The sequence below is a fragment of the Acinetobacter sp. GW821-FHT01E09 genome (assembly GCF_059422385.1).
Map to the genome: position 1 here is coordinate 545,536 of NZ_JBWKWU010000001.1, position 12,014 is coordinate 557,549.

17 protein-coding genes are annotated in these 12,014 nt (G+C 38.7%); 9 read left to right on the forward strand and 8 right to left on the reverse strand.

The genetic code is table 11. From position 1 onward, the window contains the following. Nucleotides 1-20: 20 nt before the first annotated feature. The 5 genes from AC07U8_RS02595 (at nucleotide 21) to AC07U8_RS02615 (ending at nucleotide 3,769) form a co-directional block, all read left to right on the forward strand. Nucleotides 21-713: a TetR/AcrR family transcriptional regulator gene (locus AC07U8_RS02595; RefSeq protein ID WP_034611676.1), complete on the forward strand. Its 693-nt coding sequence runs from the start codon at nucleotides 21-23 to the stop codon at nucleotides 711-713. Nucleotides 714-797: 84 nt separating this feature from the next. Then, complete coding sequence (gene purU / locus AC07U8_RS02600) at nucleotides 798-1,664, forward strand: formyltetrahydrofolate deformylase (protein ID WP_016539263.1); 867 nt, start codon at nucleotides 798-800, stop codon at nucleotides 1,662-1,664. Between the two features lie 221 nt (nucleotides 1,665-1,885). Continuing rightward, nucleotides 1,886-2,710: an energy transducer TonB family protein gene (locus tag AC07U8_RS02605; protein ID WP_004818828.1), complete on the forward strand. Its 825-nt coding sequence runs from the start codon at nucleotides 1,886-1,888 to the stop codon at nucleotides 2,708-2,710. 31 nt (nucleotides 2,711-2,741) lie between these two features. Continuing rightward, nucleotides 2,742-3,365: a MotA/TolQ/ExbB proton channel family protein gene (locus tag AC07U8_RS02610; RefSeq protein ID WP_004818829.1), complete on the forward strand. Its 624-nt coding sequence runs from the start codon at nucleotides 2,742-2,744 to the stop codon at nucleotides 3,363-3,365. Beyond that, entirely contained in the window at nucleotides 3,365-3,769 is a 405-nt protein-coding gene (locus AC07U8_RS02615; RefSeq protein WP_004717995.1) for an ExbD/TolR family protein, read from the forward strand. Before AC07U8_RS02610 ends, AC07U8_RS02615 begins: the two co-directional genes overlap by 1 nt. A gap of 114 nt (nucleotides 3,770-3,883) precedes the next feature. Here the strand turns inward: AC07U8_RS02615 and msrA are convergent, their stop codons facing one another. Beyond that, nucleotides 3,884-4,405 carry a peptide-methionine (S)-S-oxide reductase MsrA gene (gene msrA / locus AC07U8_RS02620; protein WP_494737268.1) on the reverse strand — a complete coding sequence of 174 codons (522 nt, stop codon included), beginning with the start codon at nucleotides 4,403-4,405 and terminating at the stop codon, nucleotides 3,884-3,886. Between the two features lie 253 nt (nucleotides 4,406-4,658). Then, the gene (locus AC07U8_RS02625; RefSeq protein ID WP_004818831.1) at nucleotides 4,659-4,997 is read right to left on the reverse strand and encodes a protein tyrosine phosphatase family protein; all 339 of its coding nucleotides are present in this window, start codon (nucleotides 4,995-4,997) and stop codon (nucleotides 4,659-4,661) included. A 126-nt stretch (nucleotides 4,998-5,123) separates the two neighbouring features. Between AC07U8_RS02625 and AC07U8_RS02630 the strand changes: the two genes are divergently transcribed. From AC07U8_RS02630 to AC07U8_RS02640, 3 genes are all read left to right on the forward strand, one after another. Then, nucleotides 5,124-6,020, forward strand: coding sequence for an alpha/beta hydrolase (locus tag AC07U8_RS02630; RefSeq protein ID WP_004818832.1), 897 nt, complete (start codon nucleotides 5,124-5,126; stop codon nucleotides 6,018-6,020). Beyond that, complete coding sequence (gene trxC / locus AC07U8_RS02635) at nucleotides 6,021-6,452, forward strand: thioredoxin TrxC (protein ID WP_494737269.1); 432 nt, start codon at nucleotides 6,021-6,023, stop codon at nucleotides 6,450-6,452. Between the two features lie 74 nt (nucleotides 6,453-6,526). After that, complete coding sequence (locus tag AC07U8_RS02640) at nucleotides 6,527-6,895, forward strand: acyl-CoA thioesterase (protein WP_154130156.1); 369 nt, start codon at nucleotides 6,527-6,529, stop codon at nucleotides 6,893-6,895. Nucleotides 6,896-6,976: 81 nt separating this feature from the next. Here AC07U8_RS02640 and AC07U8_RS02645 read toward each other — a convergent pair whose 3' ends face one another. The 3 genes from AC07U8_RS02645 to AC07U8_RS02655 form a co-directional block, all read right to left on the reverse strand. Next, a complete protein-coding gene (locus tag AC07U8_RS02645) occupies nucleotides 6,977-7,498 on the reverse strand; it encodes a nuclear transport factor 2 family protein (RefSeq protein WP_494737270.1) in 522 nt (173 codons plus the stop codon). Between the two features lie 171 nt (nucleotides 7,499-7,669). Further along, nucleotides 7,670-8,173 (reverse strand): DUF4442 domain-containing protein, encoded by a 504-nt coding sequence (locus AC07U8_RS02650; protein WP_004717985.1) that lies wholly within the window; start codon nucleotides 8,171-8,173, stop codon nucleotides 7,670-7,672. 28 nt (nucleotides 8,174-8,201) lie between these two features. Further along, the gene (locus AC07U8_RS02655; RefSeq protein ID WP_004717983.1) at nucleotides 8,202-8,690 is read right to left on the reverse strand and encodes a YajQ family cyclic di-GMP-binding protein; all 489 of its coding nucleotides are present in this window, start codon (nucleotides 8,688-8,690) and stop codon (nucleotides 8,202-8,204) included. A gap of 91 nt (nucleotides 8,691-8,781) precedes the next feature. Here AC07U8_RS02655 and AC07U8_RS02660 point away from each other — a divergent pair, with 91 nt between their 5' ends. Next, the gene (locus AC07U8_RS02660; RefSeq protein ID WP_004717980.1) at nucleotides 8,782-9,096 is read left to right on the forward strand and encodes a rhodanese-like domain-containing protein; all 315 of its coding nucleotides are present in this window, start codon (nucleotides 8,782-8,784) and stop codon (nucleotides 9,094-9,096) included. A 49-nt stretch (nucleotides 9,097-9,145) separates the two neighbouring features. Here the strand turns inward: AC07U8_RS02660 and mnmC are convergent, their stop codons facing one another. The 3 genes from mnmC to AC07U8_RS02675 form a co-directional block, all read right to left on the reverse strand. Next, nucleotides 9,146-11,074: a bifunctional tRNA (5-methylaminomethyl-2-thiouridine)(34)-methyltransferase MnmC2/FAD-dependent 5-carboxymethylaminomethyl-2-thiouridine(34) oxidoreductase MnmC1 gene (gene mnmC, locus AC07U8_RS02665; protein ID WP_096732935.1), complete on the reverse strand. Its 1,929-nt coding sequence runs from the start codon at nucleotides 11,072-11,074 to the stop codon at nucleotides 9,146-9,148. A 99-nt stretch (nucleotides 11,075-11,173) separates the two neighbouring features. After that, nucleotides 11,174-11,695 carry an SH3 domain-containing protein gene (locus tag AC07U8_RS02670; protein ID WP_004717976.1) on the reverse strand — a complete coding sequence of 174 codons (522 nt, stop codon included), beginning with the start codon at nucleotides 11,693-11,695 and terminating at the stop codon, nucleotides 11,174-11,176. A gap of 4 nt (nucleotides 11,696-11,699) precedes the next feature. Beyond that, nucleotides 11,700-12,002 (reverse strand): YciI family protein, encoded by a 303-nt coding sequence (locus tag AC07U8_RS02675; protein ID WP_004717974.1) that lies wholly within the window; start codon nucleotides 12,000-12,002, stop codon nucleotides 11,700-11,702. Nucleotides 12,003-12,014 lie beyond the last annotated feature (12 nt).

Genomic DNA, 12,014 nt, shown 5'->3' on the forward strand with positions numbered 1-12,014 from the left:
CGGTTAAAAATGGTAATAGGATGTCGAGCTCCAAAACTTTGAAAACGAAAGACCGAATTTTGCAGATTAGTCTGCAACTTTTTAATGAGCGCGGCGAACGTGCAGTTACAACGAATCATATTGCAGCAGAGCTTGGGATCAGTCCTGGAAATTTGTATTATCATTTTCGAAACAAACAAGAAATCATCAAAGAATTGATGGAACAATACCAAAAAGAAACTTTAGATATGCTGTCATTACCCGATGACCGTGGAGTCAATGCGAATGACAAAATCCGTTATTTCCAAGTTTTAAGCAGTCAGCTATGGGAATATCGCTTTCTACATCGTGATGTTTACCATTTAATTGAAAATAACGACGACTTTAGAAAAATTTATCCTCGCTTTGCTGGCAAGGTGATGCAACAAGGGCAAAAAATTTATCATGCCTTTGTTGAAGCGGGATTGATGCAGATGACACCTTCTGAAATTGAAGCACTTATCATCAATATTTGGATTGTCCTGACCAACTGGACAAACTTCTTGTATATGTCTGGGCATTTAAGTGACTCCAACCATTTAGATGAAAAATGGATTTGGCAAGCATTGCGCCAGATGGTGTTTTTAGAAGGTCCTTATTTACGTGGCGAAAGTCGTGAAACCTATGAACGTTTGCTAGAAAGCTTCGGTTCTTCGGAATTATTTGCCAGTTTATCTGCGGTAAAACGCGATTGATGCTGAATCAAGATTGAAAGCTGATGAAAAAGCGTTAAAATATTCGGCTGTTTTTAAATTAACTTATAAGTGATATCCATCAACATGAACATGACTACTGCCAACACAGCACGTCTACTGATTACTTGTGAAGACAAGCCAGGAATCGTGCAAGCTGTATCGAGCTTTTTGTATCATCAGGGCGCGAACATTACTGCGCTTGATCAATACGCAACTGAAGCTCAGGGCGGGCGTTATTTTATGCGTGTTGAGTTTGAACTTGATCATTTGCAATCCCGTCGTGAGAGTCTCATTCAAACTTTCGCAACCAACGTGGCTGAACGTTATAGTATGCATTGGCGTTTAGCTTTGGTGAGCGACATTAAAAAAGTCGGTATCTTGGTGTCTAAAGTTGACCATGCTTTGCTTGAGTTGTTATGGCGTCATTCACGTGGTGGCTTGCCTTGTGAAATTACTCAAGTGGTTTCAAACCATGAAGACTTACGTGAGTCTGTAGAAAACTTTGGTATTCCTTTCTATGTGGTTCCTGTCAACAAAGAAAATAAACGTGAAGCCTATACAAAGATCGATGAATTAATGCAAGGGAATGATTTATTGGTTCTCGCGCGTTATATGCAAATTCTCGATGAAGAGTTTGTACAAAAGTGGGAAATGAAAGTGATCAATATTCATCACTCATTTTTACCTGCTTTTGTGGGGGCAAATCCATATAAACAGGCTTATGAAAAAGGCGTTAAATTGATTGGCGCAACAGCGCATTATGTAACGGCTGATCTGGATCAAGGTCCAATCATTGAGCAAGATGTAGAACGAGTAAACCACGATTTTACCGTGGATCAACTGCGTGAATTAGGCCAAGACGTTGAACGTAACGTACTTGCTAGAGCGGTAAAATGGCATCTAGAAGACCGTATTATTGTCGATGGTAATAAGACTGTTGTTTTTCAATAACATGTGAATATTCATTCAATATGAGTCGTAAAAAAGGATGCTTTAAGCATCCTTTTTTTATTTTTAATTTGTAAAATCGATTAAAAACATTGAAAAACCAGTTGCAAATGAAAACACTTCTCATTTATCATTGTTGCACTTTAATTGTTCTATCCGATGAGCTTAATCTACAAACTGAATAATTTTTTGTAGTTTGCTCAATTTTAGGTATTTAGATTCTTATGAGTCAGTCTTCCATTGCACCACTTCAAACGCCACCACCGATGAAGAAAAAAGTCCTTGCTGCAGTGTTAGCAGTTGTTGTCGGGCACGTAGGTGTGTTGTGGGGGGTAAGTCATATGAAACCATTTGAACTGCCTCAAATAAAGAAAGAACCTTTAAAAATCAAATTTTTAAAGTTAAAAGAAGATGTTCCACCGCCGCCACCTCCTCCATCTGAACCCATCAAACCTAAAGTTCAACCGAAACCTATAGAGAAGAAAGTTGAGCCTAAACCTGTGGTTAAGCCAAAAATCATTGAGCAGAAAAAACCTGTAGAAAATGATGATCGGGCAAGAAAGCTTGAAGAACAAAAGCGTTTAGAAGAGCAACAGAAGCAGGACAAGGCACGTCAAGATGAGCAAAAACGTCAAGATGATCAGAAGCGTGCGGAACAGCAGAAACGTGAACAAGATGAACGTGATCGTCAAAAACGTGAGCAAGATGAGCGCGATCGTCAACGTCGTGATCAAGAGCAAAGAAACACGCCGCGTAATGTAAATGAAGGTCAGGTGTCTTGGAGTCGTAGTCCACGTATCGCAAAAGAGCAATTACTTAAACTGATGTCTCCAGAAGATGGAACAAAAGTTGTGAATCTAGAAATTACTGCGGATGCGGGCGGAAATATTACCAATGTTCGTATTCTTCAATCTAGTGGTAATTCAAGTTTAGATAGTTATGTTGTTAAGCAGACTCAATCTGCAAAATTTAAAGCTTATAGAGAAAATGGTGCGGGTGTACCATTTAAAATTAGGCAAGATTTTGCATTGTCGGTCTCTAAAAAGTAAATAATTTTTTTAAGAATTAGGAAATGTGCATATGAACTTTTCAGTTTATTGGCAACATGCTGATGCGGTCAGTAAGACACTGTATTTCGTGTTATTGGCAATGTCTATTGCAACGTGGACTGTGTTCATTTTGCGTATTCTAGGCACGCGTCAACTCAAGCAAGTTGCTCAGGATCACCTTGCTCAGGCTTTAAAAGCATTAAAAGCCAAGCTTGCGCCATTAAGCTTCGATCAACGTAAAGCGGTTGCAGAACAAGCGCTATTACGTCAAATCTCAGCAGAAAAAGCCAACGCTGAAAAAGGTGTTTCAGTTTTAGGAACGATTGCTTCACTTGCACCATTTGTTGGTTTATTTGGTACGGTATGGGGAATCTTCCATGCGCTTGTTGCTGTAGGTAAAAGTGGTCAAGCAGGTTTAGCTCAAGTTGCAACACCAGTTGGTGAGGCACTGATCATGACTGGTCTAGGTCTTGCTGTTGCGATTCCAGCGGTATTGGCATATAACATTTGCGTGCGTTTTAACCGTACATTGTCAAATGAATTGCAAGATCAAGCACATGGTTTGTTAATTGATACGATGTTACAACAAGATTCTTCAACGCAAAAAGTTGAATCTGAATCTACTAATAAAGGTTTAGTTGGAGGTCAAGCTTAATGGCTTTTCAATTGGGAGAAGACAACGATTCTGGCATGAATGAGATGAACCTCATTCCGCTGATCGATATTATGTTGGTATTGATGATCATCTTCTTGGTGACAGCCACCGTTGCTAACCCATCGATACCATTAACTTTACCAAAGACCACTGCTGAAGTGATTGCGCCTCCACCTGAAGCAATTACCATCAGTATCAATCAGAATGGTGATGTGGCTTGGAATGATAAAGTCATCACTTTAGATGAATTGGCTAAACGATTTGATGAAGAAGGTCAAAAGCCAGTAAAACCAGCTGTACAGTTGAGAGCGGATAAAGAATCTCGCTATGATACTGTTGCACAAGTGATGTCTCGTGCAAGTGAAGCAGGATTAAATGATCTTGCATTTATGAGTGATAATTAATTTAAATAATTACAAATATTTTAAAACCTCCTTTAAGGAGGTTTTTTTATGTTGATATTTTGGCTATTTGATCACTTCTGTTTTCTTTTATAACGTGAAGTATTTTCAGTGATCTTAGTCTTTTAAAAGATCTTGAAATTGGCTATGGAGTTTGAGTAATTTTGGCGGAATGGCAAAATTACAATAACCTTGTGCAGGATTACGGGCAAAGAAGTTCTGATGATATTCTTCGGCAGGATGGAAGGTGGGTGCTGGACTGAGTTCAGTCACAATATTTAAGCCATCTGCTTTGAGTTGCTCAATAAATTGTTCAGATTCAAGTTTTTGCTGTTCACTGAAGTAATAAATCACCGAACGATATTGTGTTCCAATATCATTACCTTGGCGGTTTAATGTGGTTGGATCATGAATTGCAAAAAAAACCGTGAGTAATTGTTGATAGTTGATTTGCTGTTCATCAAATTCAATCAAAATCACTTCAGCATGATTGGTATTCCCATTACAAATTGCTTCATAAGTTGGATTGGGAGTATGCCCGCCAGCATAACCACTGACAACGTGATTGACACCTTTGAGCTGTAAAAATACGGCTTCGGTACACCAAAAGCAGCCACCACCAAATAGAGCCTGTTGCATGTGAAGATCCCTTTATTTTTAAATTATAGAAAAGACGAAACGATGCCAAAGATCATATCGTGAACTTGTTTAGTTTGTCATATAACCATTTAAGCATAGGTACAATACCTGTTTGATTCACTAAACAGATCTGTTTAAATTGTTGCAAAATTTTAAAAGCGCAATCTATTCGAATTGCTGTAAAAACTTAAGCTTTTCTATTTAAGTTGAATCAAAAGACATTCAATAGAATGCCTTCTATATTCATGAGAATTTATTCGTCGTCTAATAAATCCATTTGTTTTGCAATTTGATAGAGGTTATTTGAACGATTCCCTGTACGACAAAACATGAGTACTGGTTTTGGAAGCTCGTTAAATCGGTTGGCAAAGGTTCTGACATCAACTTCTGTGATTTGACCAGCAACGACAGGTAGAAATACATAGTCCAAACCTGCAGCACGTGCAGCTTCTTCAATTTGAGCACTTGTAGGCTGTTCCGTTCCGCCTTCCAAATCAGGACGATTATTCATTACAGACTTAAAGCCTTTTTCTGCCACTTGAGCAATATGTTCTGGACCAATTTGACCAGCAAAACCAACATTTTCACTCATTTCGTCACTCCTATATGATTTAAAATCCAATATGCTATATATAATAGCATTAAGCTCAGAACTGAGTTTGAACGATAAAAGATTTATAAAAGAAATATCTATAAAAGATAACGCAATGGAGTGTGTATGTACGCATATACAGTTGAACCACTATATATTCCCATTGGACAAGAAGTCATAGCGGCGGATTTTTATCGACCTAAAAATCTAAAAAAACCTGCTGTTATTATTATGGCTCATGGATTTGCATGTTTAAGACAATTTAAGTTGGTGAGCTATGCGCAAAAAATTGCACAGGCAGGCTATGCGGTTGTACTGTTTGATTATCGTTTTTGGGGAGGAAGTACAGGCTTTCCTCGTGAACTGATTTCATTGCAAAATCAGTTGGATGATTGGAAAACTGTGGTCAGTTATGTTGCAACACAAAAGAAAATTAATCCAAAAAAAATAGTGCTTTGGGGGACCTCTTTGAGTGGCGGCTATGTACTAAACCTTGCAAGTGAGCTAAAAAGTGTTCAAGCCATTATGGTGCAAGTGCCTTATGTGGATGGGGCAGAAACGGCAAAATTATTTCCAATTCAACAGTTACCCAAGGCATTAAAAATATCCAGTCAAGATTATATGGGGGCAAAAGTTGGCATGCTTCCACGAACCTTACCTGTGGTGCACCCCTTTGATTTATGCTTTATTCCAACCAAAGATAGTTATAACGGCTATATGTCGATTGTAAATCCAGACTATTTTTGGAGTGGGGAAGTTCCAGCACGGGTATTTTTTAATTTAATTCGTTTTAGACCAATTCAGACTGTCAGAAGTATTAATATTCCTGTGCTATTTATTGCAGCTAAGAAAGACAGTTTTATCCCGATTGAATCTAGTCGGGAAACGGCGACAAATATTGCACCTTTTGTGCAATATCATGAATGGGATATGGCGCATTTTGATATTTATCATGGGAAATGGTTGGAAAAATCAATTTTGACCCAATTAGAGTTTTTACATCAACATATTGGAGTGAGCTAGATGATTATTGTATGTCCATCATGTGGCGCAAAAAACCGAGTTCCTGAAGATAAACTAAATGCTCAACCCACTTGTGGTCAATGTCATCAAAATTTGATTGCACTTGCTCCTATTGAGTTAAATGAACAAAATTTCAGTAACTTTGTCAGCCATAGTGATTTGCCAATTATGATTGATTTATGGGCAGAGTGGTGTGGTCCTTGTAAAATGATGGCACCGCATTTTGCTGAAGTTGCAAAAAATAACCCCCATGTGGTTTTTGCTAAACTTGATACTGAAGCGAATCCACGGTTAAGTAGTGCATTTAATATTCGCAGCATTCCAACCTTGGTTTTAATGAATAAAACCACGGAAGTTGCTAGAATAAGTGGTGCGTTACGTGCTAACCAATTACAAGAATGGTTAGATCAACAATTGAATGCCCATAAGTAATTCACGGGCTCGGAGTTATTGTGTCAGATTCTCATGTAAAACCTGAAGGTACACTGTCTTTACAAACCATCGCAATGCCAGCAGATACAAACTGGAGTGGTGATGTTTTTGGTGGTTGGATTGTTTCACAAATGGATTTGGCTGGTGCAATTCATGCAGAACGCTTTAGTAAAGGGCGTTGTGCAACGATTTCGATTAATCAGATGACTTTTCTTGTTCCCGTAAAAGTGGGGGATGTGATCAGTTGTTATACCAAGCTTTTAAAGGTCGGTAATACATCGATTCAAATGCAGATCGAAGTTTGGGATAGTCATGATAGTTCTCGTGCTGCCAAACGTGTTACCGCAGGTGTATTTACTTTTGTTGCTGTAGATGTTGCGGGAAATAAACGCCAAATTCCTGAAGATGTAAAGCAGAAGTATTTAGCTTCGCAAAGTGCTTAAATGCTCAAGATAAAAAATCCCAACATTGTTTGGGATTTTTTTATGGAATAGGCGCTTAGATCGTTTGATTTAAATGTTGTGTTAAAACATGGTATTGCTGTTGGCGCTTGATTCTGGAACAACTTGTTGTACATCCCAGTGTTCAACAATTTTTCCATTTTCGACTCTAAAGATATCGACAATTGCAACACCACGATCTTGTGGATTTTGAGCTGAATGAACGTGTAAAAATACTAAATTTCCTTCTGCGACAGCACGTTTGATTACACTTTTTGCTTCAGGATTTTTTTGGAAATACTGGGTAAAGTGATTTACAAAGGGCGCTTTACCATCTGGAACACGCGGATTGTGTTGAATATATTGGTCACCAATATAACGATCTGCATATGCTTTAACTTGATGCTTTTGAAATACACCTTCATAAAAATCAGTCACAATGGCTTTATTTTGTTGCGCTTGTTGGGTGGTTGAATTCGCTGCTAATGTATTGTCCGTCGCAGCAGTAGCAACTTGATTGGAATTTTGGGCACATGCAGTGAGAAACAAAATAGGGCTTAGAATGAGGCTGAGTGTAATAATTTTTCTTGATGTAGCTGATCGCATGATTATCCTCTATAGTTCAAGTCTTAATAGTTCAAGATGGTGGTGGAAATAACACCATCTTGATGAGTAAGTAAGCATGAATATAGTGAATAATCGTCACTCATTATTTGTACTTTGGTAAATTTTATACTAACTAAACAGTAAGTTTTATTTACATTTGCAGATTTGTATTTATTTCTTTTTTAGGCGTTCTTTTGACACCCAAGCCCACACCATTTGGCATTCGACAGGCTCTTTTCCAGACTCATCCATAATGGTGACTGGAACCAGCGTTTCACCTTTTTCAGAGCTTTGCATTTCTAAAATTTGTTCTTTGCTCAATGTCGCTGTTGCTGTCATATCACCTTTAGACGGTCGTTTATATTCAATATGCATGCTTTTGATCAATACAATTGAACTATCAGGAACATTCATACCTGTGACAAAGCCTGTTGCTGTTTCAGCAATCAGCGCCATTGCAACAGCGTGTAATTGTCCAATATGGTTTTGCATAGCACGGTGGTTTTTAATTTCCACCACAACTTTTGAATGACTGACTTCTAGGTACTTAATATTGGCTGTGCCCACCATAGGCACAACTCGACCAAACGCCTTACTCCAGAGCGTACTACGAATGCCTTTAGGGAATTTAGAAGTCGCTTTCACAAGTTTAGATAAACGGTTGGTCTGAGTCATGTCTTAACCTATAGTGTTGCTAAAGACCTTAGTCTTTGAAGTTATTAAATTGTAAAGGTACACCGAATTGTTGTTCTTTTAAAAATGCCATAACTTGCTGTAATGTATCGCGCTTTTTATCAGTTACACGTATCTTGTCACCTTGGATAGAAGATTGCACTTTGACACCACTTTCTTTAATGGCTTTATTAATTTTTTTTGCGGTATCTGAGTCAAGTCCATCTTTAAGCTTGATCACTTGCACAATATTTTTACCTGAAGCCGTCATTTTTTGTGGATCAAGGGCTTGAATATCGATTTTACGTTTAAAGAAATGATTTTCAAGCATGCTATAGACTTGTTCACACTGGAAATCACTTTCAGTTGAAATTTTAATTTCTTTGGCTTTTTCATTAATTTCGATTGAAACGTCCTGACCACGGAAGTCAAAGCGTGTTGCAATTTCTTTTTGTGTGTTTTGAACAGCGTGATTTACTTCAAAAATCTCTAATTCTGAAACAATATCGAAAGATGGCATAGTTTAGACCTTTACAAATGGAAAGAATATCTGAGATGCTAGGGATGTTTTCTTCATTTGCCAAGTGTTGTTTACATCAAAGGAGTGCACAATGATCCGTAAATTAGAAATTACAACATTTGAGTTCCCAGAAAATGCAGTTATCTGGGATGTTCGTGATGCAAAAGCCTTTGCCGAAGGCCATGTAAAAGGGGCTGTAAATCAGCCTATAGATGGTTTAAGTGCTGAGAGCTTGACTCAAGTGAATTCGGATCAGTCCATTTACATTTTATGTGGTGGTGGAAGTAAAGCGCCTCGAGCTGCTGAAAAATTAGAGAGTTTAGATGATTCTCGTGATTACGTTGTACTTATGGGGGGAACACGTGCAGCACGTGATGCAGGTCTCCCATTAGAACAGGGTTCATAAAAAAGCGCCGAAAGGCGCTTTTTTATTACACATAATCAATAAAAAAGAATCATGATTGAATCGGTTTAAAATAAGGTTTTTTGGCTTTTACTTTCTTTTGAAAGCGGTTTGGATTTAATTTTTGCAATAAATTTTGAGGAATCGGGCAAGCTTGATTAAGGACCAAAGCCACCAAGATTTCACTACACAAGGGCGCAAATAAAAAACCTTTAGAGCCAAGCCCAGAAAATGTATAAATCTCTTTCTCAGCTTCAACTTTTCCCAGTAATGGAAAATAGTCCAGACTTTGGGCTCGTACTGAAGCACGTCCGTGCCATTCATCCACTTTGCGGAGTGATTCTGCGTATTGTGGAAACACACTGTGGATAAGTTCATAGTTATGCACATGGTCTTCAAGCAAAACTTCAGTGTCATCACGATTGGGATAAAAAGAAGCACCTAAAATCAAATGCTGCTCATCAAGCTGCATGCAGTAGCCACCATAACTGTAGGCATATTGCGGATCTAATCGGTGTTTAGCATTGTTGAGCCAACTGACTTGTCCACGGATCGGTTTGAGTATCGGGAACTGCTCAAAAAAAGCATGGCTTTCCTTGGCACAACAGACAATCACATGATTAAAATCACCAAGATCGGTGTGCTGGCTATCTTGTAGGGTTAATTGATGATGATTCGATTGAACAATACTATGAATGTGAGCATGTTTAAATTGAATCAGCGGATGTTCAATGATTTGGTCTTTGAGTTGCTGGGGATAGATTGAACCCGCTTGAGTGAGCTGTAAACTCTCAAGTGTAGTTTGTAGCTCTAAATCATCGGCTGTTTGAGTTTTGAGTAAATCTTGAGGATATTGCGCTGCTAAATCCAGTAAATGTTCAGCATTTTTTTGTGCTAATTGTTGAACAGCAATAGGACGAAAAGCCTGAAATTTTGGATAGTGCTGTAGGGCATGTTGCCAAGCCAAGGTCATTAAATGTTCCGAACTTTGCTCGATGGGGCATAATTTCGGATTTAATAAGGCCAGAGGGTTACCAGAAGCACCTGCTAAAGGCGCTGATTGGTCGTAAATCGTAACTTGATGTCCTCTTTGGGCAAATCCCCATGCGCAACTTAAACCTGCAATTCCAGCGCCAATGATGGCAATGTGGCGTTGATTTAAATTATTTTGAGTTTTCCATATTTTTTTTTGAATGTTTTGCGCTGCAAGGTCCATTGACTGTGATTGATTTTCTTCGACAGCTTGTTCAGGTGCATTCCAAATGGCTTTTAGCATTTCACGTTTATGACCAAAACCACGCGGACGTGAAATAGTGATTCCATGCTGTTTTAGACCCCGTTTAAGCACACCTGCCACGCTAAATGAGGCAAAAGTTGTTCCAAAATCTGATAGTCTGACAATATTGTTTAAAACTTTGTCTTCCCACATGTCGGGATTACAAGAGGGTGCAAATCCATCTAAAAACCATGCGTTAACTTGTTGGGCTTTAACCATCGTTGGAAATACATCATGAGCATCACCTAACCAGAGATCAATTGAAAAACGCGCTTCTGGAAAGCTTAAACGGTGACAGCCTGCGATGGGTAATGGATAGTGTTGAATCAACTGATCAGAAAATTGTTGAAGTTCAGTCCAGACCTTTAACGCACGGGTTAAATCCTGTTTAGACAAGGGGAACTTCTCTACACTGATCACATGTAGGTGGCTGTGATTATCTGGACGAACATTGTGCCAAAGTTGCCACAATGCCAAAATATTTAATCCTGTACCAAAGCCAGTTTCACCAACACAGAAATATTCAAAATCATCTAAATCTGCAAGTCGTGTTGAAAGATCATTACCATTCAAAAATACGTGTCGGGTTTCAAGTAACCCGTTGTCTTTAGAAAAATAGACATCACCAAATTGTTTGGAAATTGGAACTTCAATTCCATCAATACATTGCCAGTCTAAATCAGCAGTTTGAATGGCATTTGACAAAGCAGATTACCTTTTGATAATTAAAATGAAAAAACCTGACATTTCGCAGTATCAGGTTATAGCGTGAAACTTTCTAAGTGCGAAGTCAAAGCAGTGGGCTTACCACTGACGACGACGTTTGGTATAGATATAGCTTGCGATTAAAAAGCCAAGTAAAACACCAACAGCAATGGTTGCAGCACCATATAAGAACATTTGCGCACTTTGTTCACTTTGTAGAACTTGAACTTGTACACCCAGATTGTCATTTTTGAGTTGTAATTCTTGGTTCTGTGAAAGAGCTTCTAAATTGGCCTTTTCAAGTTGCTGTAAACGAGTTGCTTGGTCTTTAACCAAAGCTTTAGCTTTGGCATCTTGAGATGCTTTTTCTTTGCTAATTTGTTCAGCCGTTAAAGGTTTATTTTCTTGTGCTTGCGCCTGTGTTTGGGTACTGGAATTTGCGCCTGCTACAGCAGGAATAATACTCGGTTTTGGCGGTGCAACAGGTTGGGCCGCCTGAGTAGGCGCTGCCGTCGTTGCTTGAGTCGCTGAAGATTGAGTAGGCTCAGCCGATACAACAGGTGATAAAAGTACAAAAGAACTTAAAGTCAGGCTAAGTAAGCTTTGGACGACAACGCGCATTATGTTATCCCTTAGGCAATGCTTTATTGAATGGTTTAACATCAATATGACTGTAAATCCCTTCTTTTAAGAAAGGTTCGTCTTTTAACCATTCATCCAAAGCTTCACGGCTGTCAAAATCGAGAATTAAAGTACTGCCATAAAAACCTGCTTGTGGGTTTTCACGATCAATCGGCATCGCGCCAGCCACGATGACACGGCCTTCAGCATCTAACTTCTCGAGTCGAGCTAAATGTTGTGGGCGTACAGCAAGACGTTTTTCTACTGTACCTGCTTGATCTGTACACGTAATTACAAATAATGGCATGATATTTCTCGA

What these genes read in the sequence shown, in the direction of transcription:
- AC07U8_RS02595 (WP_034611676.1), top strand. Translation starts at nt 21, where the DNA reads ATGTCGAGCTCCAAAACTTTGAAAACGAAAGACCGAATTTTGCAGATT.
- purU (WP_016539263.1), top strand. Translation starts at nt 798, where the DNA reads ATGAACATGACTACTGCCAACACAGCACGTCTACTGATTACTTGTGAA.
- AC07U8_RS02605 (WP_004818828.1), top strand. Translation starts at nt 1,886, where the DNA reads ATGAGTCAGTCTTCCATTGCACCACTTCAAACGCCACCACCGATGAAG.
- AC07U8_RS02610 (WP_004818829.1), top strand. Translation starts at nt 2,742, where the DNA reads ATGAACTTTTCAGTTTATTGGCAACATGCTGATGCGGTCAGTAAGACA.
- AC07U8_RS02615 (WP_004717995.1), top strand. Translation starts at nt 3,365, where the DNA reads ATGGCTTTTCAATTGGGAGAAGACAACGATTCTGGCATGAATGAGATG.
- msrA (WP_494737268.1), bottom strand. Translation starts at nt 4,405, where the DNA reads ATGCAACAGGCTCTATTTGGTGGTGGCTGCTTTTGGTGTACCGAAGCC.
- AC07U8_RS02625 (WP_004818831.1), bottom strand. Translation starts at nt 4,997, where the DNA reads ATGAGTGAAAATGTTGGTTTTGCTGGTCAAATTGGTCCAGAACATATT.
- AC07U8_RS02630 (WP_004818832.1), top strand. Translation starts at nt 5,124, where the DNA reads ATGTACGCATATACAGTTGAACCACTATATATTCCCATTGGACAAGAA.
- trxC (WP_494737269.1), top strand. Translation starts at nt 6,021, where the DNA reads ATGATTATTGTATGTCCATCATGTGGCGCAAAAAACCGAGTTCCTGAA.
- AC07U8_RS02640 (WP_154130156.1), top strand. Translation starts at nt 6,527, where the DNA reads ATGCCAGCAGATACAAACTGGAGTGGTGATGTTTTTGGTGGTTGGATT.
- AC07U8_RS02645 (WP_494737270.1), bottom strand. Translation starts at nt 7,498, where the DNA reads ATGCGATCAGCTACATCAAGAAAAATTATTACACTCAGCCTCATTCTA.
- AC07U8_RS02650 (WP_004717985.1), bottom strand. Translation starts at nt 8,173, where the DNA reads ATGACTCAGACCAACCGTTTATCTAAACTTGTGAAAGCGACTTCTAAA.
- AC07U8_RS02655 (WP_004717983.1), bottom strand. Translation starts at nt 8,690, where the DNA reads ATGCCATCTTTCGATATTGTTTCAGAATTAGAGATTTTTGAAGTAAAT.
- AC07U8_RS02660 (WP_004717980.1), top strand. Translation starts at nt 8,782, where the DNA reads ATGATCCGTAAATTAGAAATTACAACATTTGAGTTCCCAGAAAATGCA.
- AC07U8_RS02670 (WP_004717976.1), bottom strand. Translation starts at nt 11,695, where the DNA reads ATGCGCGTTGTCGTCCAAAGCTTACTTAGCCTGACTTTAAGTTCTTTT.
- AC07U8_RS02675 (WP_004717974.1), bottom strand. Translation starts at nt 12,002, where the DNA reads ATGCCATTATTTGTAATTACGTGTACAGATCAAGCAGGTACAGTAGAA.